The organism is Streptomyces sp. NPDC033221, from assembly GCF_055577005.1.
In genome coordinates, this window is the sequence record NZ_JBVIQN010000048.1 from 41,097 (window position 1) to 52,048 (window position 10,952).

The window sequence follows — 10,952 nt, forward strand, 5'->3', positions numbered from 1 at the left end:
CCGGCCCCGGCACCACCGGGCGGTTTCAGGCGGCGAGCCGCGCGATGTCCCCCATGACGACGACGGGATGCCGCCGCGGGTCGAGCGTGCGCAGCAGCTCGACCATGCCCGCCTTCGAGATGCTCACGCAGCCGGACGTGCCGTCGCCGTGGTCCAGGTGGAGCCAGATGCCGCCGCCCTTCTTCTGCCCCCGCGGCCGGGTCGGGTCCAGGGGCGTGGTGCCCTTGACCCGGTTGTAGTCGATCGCGATGACGTGGTCGAAGTCGTGCCGGGTCTTCTTCTCCCAGTACGGCGGCGGGGTGAAGGCCGACGAGTGGGTGTACGGCAGTTTCGCGCCCGGGTCGGGCAGTACGCCGCCCGCGTCGGAGAGGCCGAAGACGCCGACCGGGCTGCGCAGGTCGTCCTCGTGGTGGTCGGCGGTCCAGCCCTTCCTGCCGTTGTGCGCGGGCCAGGTCGCGGTGCGCTGCCACCCCTTGGCGGCCTTATCGTAGAGGGCCAGCGTGGCGTCGGGCGAGTCGGCGCCCTTGCCGTACACGGCCACGACCTGCCGGGTGTCCCGGGGGATGCGCGAGCGCAGCTTCGCGCCCACGCCCGGGATGTTCTTCGCGTATCCGGCAGCCTCGGCCGTGCGGCCGCCGCTGCCCTTGCTGTTGTCCTTCGCCGATCCGCCGCTCGCGCCGCAGCCCGCCAGGAGGATCAAGCCCACCATGGCCGGCGCCGCCCTTCGTACCATGCAGCACGCAGTTCGCATGGCTCCCATGGTCGCACCCCGAGGGCGCGTACGGGCCGTACGACAGCGTCCCGTTGTGTGCGCCCCGCGCGGAAAACCGGTTGAACCGGGGTGCCGTGACGCGCCAGTCTTCCATGGCTCCCCCGAAGCCGCGTCCTTCCTTCCGCCCGCGCGCTTGCACGGCGACCGGCACCGGCCCGCCATTCCTCGGGCCGGTCACCGGGCCTTCCGGCCGGCACTCGGCCACGTCCAGCTCCGAAACGCCGCCATCCGACCGAACTTTGGACATCATGCACATTCGCGATCTTCCCCATGCCGACCCAGGGGTCCCGGACGTCCGCTCCGGCGGCCGATTGCTCCGTTGGCTGTACCGGCAGCAGCTCGGCGGACAGACCAAGGCACTGTGCTGGGGGCTGGTGCACACCGGTGGCGTGGCGTCCTTCCCCGTCCCCGTGGGCCTCGCGGTGCAGGCCGTCGTGGACCGTTCCGGCTCCCGGCTGCTGCTCGCCGGCGGGCTGTTGCTGCTGCTCGGCGCCCTGGTCGCGGTCGGCGACGTGATGCTGCACCGCGCCGCGATCACCAACTGGATCACCTCGGTGGCCCGTCTCCAGCAACTGCTGGCACGCAAGACCACGGAGCTGGGGTCGGCCATGACCCGGCGGGTCGCCGCCGGTGAGATCGTGGCCGTGAGCACCGCCGACCTGGAGAAGATCGGCTGGTTCGTCGAGGCCGTCTCCCGGTTCGGGGCCGCGGCCCTGACCTCCGTCGGCGTCTGCGTGGCCCTGGTGGTCTACCAGCCCGTGCTGGGCGTGGTCGTGGCGGTCGGCGTGCCCGTACTGGCACTGGCCGTACTGCCGCTGCTGCCGCCCGCGACCCGCCGCGCCGACGAGCAGCGCGAGAAAGCGGGCCGGGCGACCGAACTGGCCTCCGACACCGTCGCCGGCCTGCGCGTCCTGCGCGGCATCGGCGGCGAGGAACTCTTCCTCGGCCGCTACCGGCGCGCCTCCCAGGACGTCCGCCGGGCCGCCGTACGCAGCGCCCGCATGTGGTCCCTGATCTCCGCGGTCCAGGTCGCGCTGCCCGGACTGCTGCTGATCGCGGTGGTCTGGTACGGGACCGGGCTCGCGCTCGACGGCCGGATCGGGGTCGGCGAACTGGTGACCGTGTACAGCGCGGTGACGTTCCTGCTGTACCCCCTCAGGCACTTCGAAGAGATCGCTCAGGCCTACTCCTTCTCCAAGCCCTCGGCCACCCGCACCGCACGCGTTCTCGCGCTGAGCCGGCCCGCCGACGGGCGGATCACCGGGGCCGGAGCACTCGGCGGCGACCTGTACGACCCGGTCACCGGGCTGTGCGCACCGAGCGGGCAGCTCACCGCCGTGGTCTGCGGCGACCCGGACGCGGCGGGACGGCTCGCCGACCGGCTCGGCGGCCACCCCGCCGACACGCCGGACGGCACCCCGTCGGTCCTGCTCGGCGGCACCGCGCTGGACGACGTACCGCGCGACTTTGCCCGTACCGCCGTCCTCGTCCAGGACAAGGACCCCATCCTGCTCTCCGGAACGCTCGGCGAACTGCTGGACATCCCGTCCGCCGGATCCGTACGGGCCGAGGACGCGCTGACGGCGGCACAGTGCGGCGACGTGCTGACCGCGCTGGCGCAGAACTCGGCCGACGACTCCGGCGACCCGATGCGCACCCACATCACCGAGCGCGGCCGGTCCCTGTCGGGCGGGCAGCGGCAGCGGCTGGCACTGGCCAGGTCGCTGGTCACGGACCCCGAGGTGCTGGTCCTGGACGAGCCGACCAGCGCCGTCGACTCGCACACCGAGGCCCGTATCGCGGACGGGCTGCGCGCCCTGCGGACGGGCCGCACGACCGTGGTCCTGACCTCCAGCCCGCTGCTGCTGGACCGCGCCGAACGGGTGGTCTTCCTCGGCCCGGACGGGGTCGCGGGCACCGGCACCCACCGTGAACTCCTGCACACCGACCCCGCCTACCGGGCCGTGGTGACCCGGGAGACCGAAGACGAACCCGAGCCGGCGGCCGCGTCCGTGGCCGGCCCGGCAACGGCCGGCCGGCGTTTCGCCCGTACCGGCACCGACCGGATCGACCACATCGAGGAGAGCGCATGATCGGCCTGGCGCCACCGGAGCACGATCCGGACGCCCCGCGGACGGCCACGACCCTGCCGGTCGGCTCGCCCGCGACCGTACGCGCGTACGTCGGCGGGCTGATCCGCCGGCACCGGCGGGCCTTCGTCCTGCTGGTGACCGTGAACGCCGTCGCCGTGCTCGCCTCCATGGCCGGCCCGTACCTGCTCGGCGGTGTGGTGGAGGACCTGGGCGACGGCGCCCGCGACCTCCACCTGACACGCGTTGTCGGCCTGTTCGTCCTCGCGCTCGCCGTCCAGACCGTGTTCGTACGTCTGGTACGGCTGCGCGGCGCGATGCTCGGCGAACGGATGCTGGCGGATCTGCGCGAGGACTTCCTCGTACGGTCCGTGGCCCTGCCGCCGGGCGTACTGGAACGGGCCGGGACCGGCGATCTGCTGTCCCGCATCACCACGGACATCGACCGGCTGTCCAACGCGATGCGCGAGGCCGTGCCGCAGCTGTCGATCGGCGTGGTCTGGATCGCGCTGCTGCTCGGCGGCATGACCGTCACCGCTCCCCCGCTGGCCCTTTCCGTCCTCGTCGGCCTGCCCGTCCTGCTCGTCGGCTGCCGCTGGTACTTCAAGCGGGCCCCGCACGCCTACCGCTCCGAGGCGGCCGGATACGCCGCCGTCTCGGCGGCGCTGACCGAATCGGTGGACGCGGGCCGGACCATCGAGGCGCACCGGCTCGGCGAACGCCGCATCAAGCTGTCCGAACGCCGGATCCGCGAATGGACCCGATGGGAGCGCTACACCCTCTACCTGCGCTCCGTGCTCTTCCCGGTCGTCAACGTCACGCATGTGCTGATCCTGGGCTCGGTGCTGCTGCTCGGCGGCCTGTTCGTGCTGCGCGGCTGGCTCACGCCGGGGCAGCTGACGACCGGCGCGCTGCTCGCGCAGATGATGAGCGAGCCCGTGTCGATGATCCTGCGCTGGTACGACGAACTCCAGATCGCCCAGGTCTCCATCGCGCGGCTGGTGGGCGTACGGGAGATCGAGCCGCACGCCGCCGACGAACGGGCGGAGCCGGCGGGACGGGACGTACGGGCGGACAACGTACGGTTCGGCTACCGCGCCGGCGTCGACGTCCTGCACGAGGTCTCGCTGCGGGTACGCCCGGGGACGCGGATGGCGCTGGTCGGGCCGTCCGGCGCGGGCAAGTCGACGCTCGGACGGCTGCTCGCCGGGATCTACGCCCCGCGCACCGGCGAGATCACACTCGGCGGCACCGAACTGTCCCGGATGCCGGCGGAGCGGGTACGGGAACATGTGGCACTGGTCAACCAGGAGCACCACGTCTTCGTCGGCTCACTGCGCGACAACCTGCTGCTGGCCCGTACGGACGCCGAGGACGCCGAACTGTGGGCCGCGCTCGGCGCGGTCGACGCGGACGACTGGGCGCGGGCGCTCGACGGCGGCCTGAACACCGAGGTCGGCTCGGGCGGCCACCCCCTCACCCCCGCACAGGCCCAGCAGATCGCACTGGCCCGGCTGGTGCTGGCCGACCCGCACACGCTCGTCCTCGACGAGGCGACCTCGCTGCTGGACCCCCGCGCGGCCCGGCACCTGGAACGCTCACTGGGCCGGGTGCTGGACGGCCGTACGGTCGTCGCGATCGCCCACCGGCTGCACACCGCGCACGACGCGGATGTGATCGCGGTGGTCGAGGAGGGCCGGATCAGCGAGCTGGGCAGCCATCATGAGCTGGTCGCGGCGGACGGGGCTTATGCGGCGTTGTGGAGGTCGTGGCACGGATAGCACGAGGGGGCCTGGTGGGGGGCAGCTGCTTGGGCGGGCGCGCGGGGGGTCGTACGGGCTGCGGTACGGGCCGTCGTACGGCGGCGGGGGGCGCCCGCAGTCCTCGTCCCCCCGCGACACCGTCAGATGTACCCCAAGGCCCCCAGCCCCCCGATCCCGCCCAGCAGCATGAACGCGGGCATCAGTACCTTCAGCTCCACCCAGCTTCCGGCGCGGAACCGCATCGCCTTCGGGGGGCCGAGCGGGTACCAGCGCTTGCGGCCGATCGGGATGGGCCACAGGATCGGGCAGCCCGAGACGGTCAGCGCGTCGCCGATGTCGTGGACCAGCGCGCCCAGCACGATCGGCAGGCCCAGCCACAGGTACTCCTGGCCGGGCTCGGTGAACAGCCAGCCCGCGCCGTTGCCCGGCTGGTCCAGGACTCCGGCGAGGATCCAGGCCGTCGCGGCGCCCAGCAGCCACACCAGGACGTCGCTGGAGACCCGGGCCGCCCGCCACAGCAGTCCCTCGATCGCCAGCACCATGTGGACGAAGAGGATGCCGAGCACCGCCCAGCGGCCGCCCGTGACCGCCAGCAGGGACATGCCGCCGCCGACCAGGACCGCCCACACCCACGTATGAGTGAGGGTGCGGTGTCCGCCGTTGCGGTTCGAGTCACCGCGCATCTTCGTGGCCTTGTAGACCGCGTGCGAGATGCTGTCGACGACGCCGCACACCGACCGTGAGAGCGGTCCGAAGGCGCGCGATATCGTGGCCGACTTGTGGTCCAGGTCGGGGGCGAGCGCCGCACCGGCGCTGATCAGCGCGCCGACGACGAGTACCGGCCAGGGCATCGGATACCCCGCGGCCGCCGTCGCCGCGCCCACCCCCAGCCAGGCCGCAGCGCCGGACAGCGAGTGCGCCGGTCCCATCATGGTCGTTCCCCATCCCCGGATCGTTCTGGACTCAAAGCTCGGATGCCCGGTTTCTGACGCCGGGTCGGCGACACAGCGTAGCGTCAGATGATCTAGGTCTGACCCGCCGGTTGTCCGATCCGGACCAGGGGAAGGCAGTATGGGGGCGTGACCCTCATCGATCATCTCCCGAACGACGCCGACCCCGATGCCCTCTTCGAAGCCTTTTCGAGCTGGGCCGAACAGCAGGGCATCGCGCTCTACCCTGCCCAGGAGGAGGCGCTGATCGAGGTGGTCTCGGGGGCGAACGTCATCCTGTCCACCCCCACCGGCTCCGGAAAGAGCCTGGTCGCGGCCGGTGCGCACTTCACCGCCCTCGCCCATGACCAGGTCACCTTCTACACCGCGCCGATCAAGGCCCTGGTGTCGGAGAAGTTCTTCGACCTGTGCAAGCTCTTCGGCACCGAGAACGTCGGCATGCTCACCGGCGACGCCTCCGTCAACGCGGACGCGCCGGTCATCTGCTGCACGGCCGAGGTGCTCGCCTCCATAGCGCTGCGGGACGGCAAGGACGCCGACATCGGTCAGGTCGTCATGGACGAGTTCCACTTCTACGCCGAGCCGGACCGGGGCTGGGCCTGGCAGATCCCGCTGCTGGAACTGCCGCAGGCGCAGTTCGTGCTGATGTCGGCGACGCTCGGCGACATGACGCGGTTCGAGGAGGACCTGACCCGGCGCACCGGCAAGCCGACCTCGGTCGTACGGTCCGCGACCCGGCCCGTACCGCTGTCGTACGAATACCGGGCGACCCCGATGACGGAGACGCTGACCGAGCTGCTGGAGACGCGGCAGGCCCCGGTCTACATCGTGCACTTCACGCAGGCCGCGGCCGTGGAGCGGGCGCAGGCGCTGATGAGCATCAACATGTGCACCCGTGAGGAGAAGGACCAGATCGCGGCGCTGATCGGGAACTTCCGGTTCACGACCAAGTTCGGACGCAATCTGTCCCGTTATGTCCGGCATGGTATCGGTGTCCACCACGCCGGCATGCTGCCCAAGTACCGCCGGCTCGTCGAGAAGCTCGCCCAGGCGGGCCTGCTCAAGGTCATCTGCGGTACGGACACGCTCGGCGTCGGCGTCAACGTCCCCATCCGTACCGTGCTGTTCACCGCCCTGACCAAGTACGACGGGACCCGGGTACGGACGCTGCGGGCCCGGGAATTCCACCAGATCGCGGGGCGCGCGGGCCGCGCCGGATTCGACACCGCCGGCTTCGTCGTCGCACAGGCGCCCGAGCACGTCGTGGAGAACGAGAAGGCGCTCGCCAAGGCCGGCGACGACCCCAAGAAGCGCCGCAAGGTCGTACGCAAGAAGGCGCCGGAGGGCTTCGTCAACTGGGGCCAGAACACCTTCGAGAAGCTGATCGCCGCCGAGCCGGAGCCGCTGACCTCCCGCTTCCGGGTCACCCACGCCATGCTGCTGTCCGTGATCGCGCGGCCCGGCAACGCCTTCGAGGCGATGCGCAAGCTGCTGGAGGACAACCACGAGCCGCGCCGCAACCAGCTGCGGCACATCCGCCGCGCCATCGCCATCTACCGCTCGCTGCTGGACGGCGGCATCGTCGAGCGCCTCGCCGAACCGGACGCGGAGGGACGGATCGTCCGCCTGACCGTCGACCTCCAGCAGGACTTCGCGCTCAACCAGCCGCTGTCCACCTTCGCGCTGGCCGCGTTCGACCTGCTGGACCCGGAGTCGCCCTCCTACGCGCTGGACATGGTCTCGGTGGTGGAGTCCACCCTCGACGACCCGCGGCAGATCCTCGCGGCCCAGCAGAACAAGGCCAAGGGCGAGGCGGTGGCCCAGATGAAGGCCGACGGCGTCGAATACGAGGACCGCATGGAGCGCCTCATGGACGTCGAGTACCCCAAGCCGCTGGAGGAGCTGCTCTCGCACGCGTACAACCTCTACCGCAAGAGCCACCCGTGGGTCGGCGACCACCCGCTGTCGCCGAAGTCGGTCATCCGCGACATGTACGAGCGGGCGATGACCTTCACCGAGTTCACCTCGTTCTACGAGCTCGCGCGCACCGAGGGCATCGTCCTGCGCTATCTCGCGAGCGCCTACAAAGCACTCGACCACACCGTGCCGGACGATCTGAAGTCCGAGGACTTCGAGGACATCATCGCCTGGCTGGGTGAAATGGTCCGCCAGGTGGACTCCAGCCTGCTGGACGAGTGGGAGCAGCTGGCCAACCCGGCGGAGGAGACCGCCGAGCAGGCCGCCGAGCGGGCCGACCAGGTCAAGCCGGTCACCGCGAACGCCCGCGCGTTCCGGGTGCTGGTACGCAACGCCCTCTTCCGGCGGGTCGAGCTGGCCGCGCTGGACAAGGTCGGGGAGCTCGGCGAGATGGACGCCGAGTCCGGCTGGGACGCGGACGCCTGGGGCGAGGCGATGGACGCGTACTGGGACGAGTACGACGAGCTGGGCACCGGTCCGGATGCGCGGGGCCCCAAGCTGCTGCAGATTCAGGAGGAACCCGAGCACGGGCTGTGGAAGGTACGGCAGACTTTCGCCGACCCCAACGGCGATCACGACTGGGGCATCTCCGCGGAGGTGGACCTGGCGGCCTCCGACGAGGAGGGGCGCGCGGTCGTGCGCGTCACCGCCGTGGGACAGCTGTGACCGGATGCCGCGCCCCACGAGGGGCGCGACGCCCGACAAGGGCGTCGACACACCCGACGGAGGACGTACGGCCATGACCAATCCCGCCGAGCGCCTGGTGGATCTGCTGGACCTGGAGCAGATCGAGGTGAACATCTTCCGCGGCCGCAGCCCGCGGGAAAGCCTCCAGCGCGTCTTCGGCGGGCAGGTGGCCGGACAGGCGCTGGTCGCGGCCGGCCGCACCACGGAGGGCGACCGGCCCGTGCACTCGCTGCACGCGTACTTCCTGCGCCCGGGTCGGCCCGGGGTGCCGATCGTGTACCAGGTGGAGCGGGTACGGGACGGCCGCTCCTTCACCACGCGCCGCGTGGTCGCCGTCCAGCAGGGACGCACGATCTTCAACCTGACCGCCTCCTTCCACCGGCCCGAACCGGGCTTCGAACACCAGCTGCCGATGCGCCGTGTGGTGCCCGCCCCCGAGGAACTGCCGACCGTCGCGGAGGAGGTGCGCGAGCACCTGGGCGGGCTGCCCGAAGCGCTGGAGCGGATGGCCCGCCGACAGCCCTTCGACATCCGCTACGTCGACCGGCTGCGCTGGAAGCCGGAGGAGATCGAGGGCGCGGAGCCGCGCAGCGCGGTCTGGATGCGCGCGGTCGGCCCCCTGGACGAGGACCCGCTGATCCACACCTGCGCGCTGACCTACGCCAGCGACATGACCCTGCTGGACGCCGTCCGCATCCCGATCGAACCGCTCTGGGGCCCGCGCGGCTTCGACATGGCCTCCCTCGACCACGCGATGTGGTTCCACCGCCCCTTCCGCGCCGACGAGTGGTTCCTCTACGACCAGGAGTCCCCCATCGCCACCGGTGGCCGCGGCCTGGCCCGCGGCCGCATCTACGACCGCGCGGGCAATCTCCTCGTCTCCGTCGTCCAGGAAGGCCTCCTCCGCCCCCACACCAAGGACCACAGCCTGGAACGCCCGTACGAGGAAGAGGCGGGGGCGTAGAGGGGCTGGGTCTGGGCCCGGGCCGGCCGGTGATGCGGTAGCGGGCTCCCTCACGGTCCGACCAACCGATCAGCCGACCAGGCCGTCTGTCGTTTCGGTGGCCCGCCCTCCTCCGCGCGATATCGCAGCCCACTCTGTGTTCTCTGTGCGAACTCCATATCTTTCTTCGCACCTCTCTCCGTATCTTTGCGTCATGGACCGCATGAAGGTGGCCGTCGTTCAGGCAGGGTCTCCGCTGTTCGATACGGGCGAGGCATTGGCAAAGGCGCAGCGGCTCATCACCGCGGCCACGCGGGAGGGCGCTGAGCTCGTCGTTCTGCCGGAGGCGTTCATCGGCGGCTACCCCAAGGGCCTGGACTTCGGGGTGACCGTGGGGTCCCGGTCCGCACCCGGGCGTGAGGAGTTCCGCCGCTACTGGGACGGGGCGATCGACGTACCCGGTCCCGCCACCGAGGCGCTGGGAGCGCTGACCCGTGAGCTGGGGTGCCATGCCGTGGTCGGGGCGGTCGAGCGCAGCGGCCACACCCTGTACTGCGTGGCGCTGTTCTTCGGGCCGGACGGGCTGCTGGGCAAGCACCGGAAGCTGATGCCCACCGGTTCCGAGCGGCTGATCTGGGGCCTCGGCGACGGCTCCACGATGCCGGTGATCGAGACCGGCCGGGCTCGCCTGGGCTCGGCCATCTGCTGGGAGAATTACATGCCGCTGTTCCGCACGGCGATGTACACCGAGAACGTCGGCATCTGGTGCGCGCCCACAGTGGACGACCGGGTGAGCTGGCAGGCAACGATGCAGCACATCGCCTTGGAGGGCCGGTGCTTCGTGCTCAGCGCCTGCCAGTATCTGACGCGCGCGGACCTGCCGGTGGATGTACACCCGGTACAGGGCGACGAGGCCGGCACTGTGCTGATCGGTGGAGGCAGTGTCATCGTCTCCCCGCTCGGGGAGGTGCTGGCCGGACCGCTGCGGGACGGCGAGGGCACCCTCACCGCCGAGCTGGATCTCGACGAACTCGCCCGGGCACGCTTCGACCTGGATGTGACGGGGCACTACTCCCGGCCGGACATCTTCACGCTCCACGTCGACGAACGTGCGAAGCAAGGCGTCGTCCTGAGCGATCGCGAGGGTCAGCGCCCTGGTTCGCTTCCGGGGCGGTAGAGCAGGCGGTCACGGCTCCATGCGGGGTTGTCGTGCCCAATCGTTACGCGGTGGGTAACGAGAGTAACCAACCCGAATCCCGAGAGCCGCAACCCGGCTTCGGCCCATCCGACAGCGGGCCGCGGCCACCGCCCCGGCCCCAGCCACCGCCACCGACACCCGCCACGAGCCCTCAGGCGGCTGAGCAGACATCTCCGCCAGCGCCAGCGCGGTGCCGGTGCCGGGTGCGTCAAAACCCGGCACAGGGGTGGCTATGTCAGCTATCGACCCACCCCGCACCTTTCTCAGCCGTCCAGCCATTCCGGCGGGCCCCCGGAATCGCAGAAACCCCTCTTGAGTCGACATAGCGACGAGCTGCCACGCTGCTCCAGCATTACTCCGCGCTGGCGCCTGGCACGGCGCCGCGTCCAGCCCGTAACCAGCCCGCCCCCGGACGTGGTGGCCAGGACCACCGGGTAGCAGCAGTGACGGGGATCTCCGGCAGATGAACCCCTAAGACGCCATTTCAGTTGGTGTGATCTTGCGGGAGTCTGGGGTGATGACTGCTGCGCTTGTCGAGCGGATGGCGCCGGAAGACCTGTGGGAGTTGTTGC

7 protein-coding genes are annotated in these 10,952 nt (G+C 71.0%); 5 read left to right on the forward strand and 2 right to left on the reverse strand.

Translation table 11 applies throughout. The annotated features are described in order from the left end of the window. Positions 1-25 precede the first annotated feature (25 nt). Complete coding sequence (locus ACZ53K_RS38505; protein ID WP_468846522.1) at positions 26-709, reverse strand: L,D-transpeptidase family protein; 684 nt, start codon at positions 707-709, stop codon at positions 26-28. A 311-nt stretch (positions 710-1,020) separates the two neighbouring features. Between ACZ53K_RS38505 and ACZ53K_RS38510 the strand changes: the two genes are divergently transcribed. Together ACZ53K_RS38510 and ACZ53K_RS38515 are read left to right on the forward strand one after the other, a co-directional pair. Beyond that, a complete protein-coding gene (locus tag ACZ53K_RS38510) occupies positions 1,021-2,865 on the forward strand; it encodes an ABC transporter transmembrane domain-containing protein (RefSeq protein WP_468846525.1) in 1,845 nt (614 codons plus the stop codon). Beyond that, the gene (locus tag ACZ53K_RS38515) at positions 2,862-4,643 is read left to right on the forward strand and encodes an ABC transporter ATP-binding protein (protein ID WP_468846528.1); all 1,782 of its coding nucleotides are present in this window, start codon (positions 2,862-2,864) and stop codon (positions 4,641-4,643) included. The genes ACZ53K_RS38510 and ACZ53K_RS38515 overlap by 4 nt, the downstream gene beginning before the upstream one ends. 122 nt (positions 4,644-4,765) lie before the next feature. Here the strand turns inward: ACZ53K_RS38515 and ACZ53K_RS38520 are convergent, their stop codons facing one another. Further along, positions 4,766-5,557, reverse strand: coding sequence for a metal-dependent hydrolase (locus ACZ53K_RS38520; RefSeq protein WP_468846531.1), 792 nt, complete (start codon positions 5,555-5,557; stop codon positions 4,766-4,768). Between the two features lie 147 nt (positions 5,558-5,704). Here ACZ53K_RS38520 and ACZ53K_RS38525 point away from each other — a divergent pair, with 147 nt between their 5' ends. From ACZ53K_RS38525 to ACZ53K_RS38535, 3 genes are all read left to right on the forward strand, one after another. Continuing rightward, positions 5,705-8,218 (forward strand): DEAD/DEAH box helicase, encoded by a 2,514-nt coding sequence (locus ACZ53K_RS38525; RefSeq protein ID WP_468846533.1) that lies wholly within the window; start codon positions 5,705-5,707, stop codon positions 8,216-8,218. Positions 8,219-8,291: 73 nt separating this feature from the next. Next, positions 8,292-9,203, forward strand: coding sequence for an acyl-CoA thioesterase (locus ACZ53K_RS38530; RefSeq protein WP_468846535.1), 912 nt, complete (start codon positions 8,292-8,294; stop codon positions 9,201-9,203). 193 nt (positions 9,204-9,396) lie between these two features. After that, positions 9,397-10,359: a carbon-nitrogen hydrolase family protein gene (locus ACZ53K_RS38535; protein WP_468846538.1), complete on the forward strand. Its 963-nt coding sequence runs from the start codon at positions 9,397-9,399 to the stop codon at positions 10,357-10,359. Positions 10,360-10,952: the final 593 nt, after the last annotated feature.

Bases quoted from the DNA above. Each gene is read 5' to 3' on its own strand.
- ACZ53K_RS38505 (WP_468846522.1), bottom strand. From the start codon at position 709: ATGGTGGGCTTGATCCTCCTGGCGGGCTGCGGCGCGAGCGGCGGATCG.
- ACZ53K_RS38510 (WP_468846525.1), top strand. From the start codon at position 1,021: ATGCACATTCGCGATCTTCCCCATGCCGACCCAGGGGTCCCGGACGTC.
- ACZ53K_RS38515 (WP_468846528.1), top strand. From the start codon at position 2,862: ATGATCGGCCTGGCGCCACCGGAGCACGATCCGGACGCCCCGCGGACG.
- ACZ53K_RS38520 (WP_468846531.1), bottom strand. From the start codon at position 5,557: ATGATGGGACCGGCGCACTCGCTGTCCGGCGCTGCGGCCTGGCTGGGG.
- ACZ53K_RS38530 (WP_468846535.1), top strand. From the start codon at position 8,292: ATGACCAATCCCGCCGAGCGCCTGGTGGATCTGCTGGACCTGGAGCAG.
- ACZ53K_RS38535 (WP_468846538.1), top strand. From the start codon at position 9,397: ATGGACCGCATGAAGGTGGCCGTCGTTCAGGCAGGGTCTCCGCTGTTC.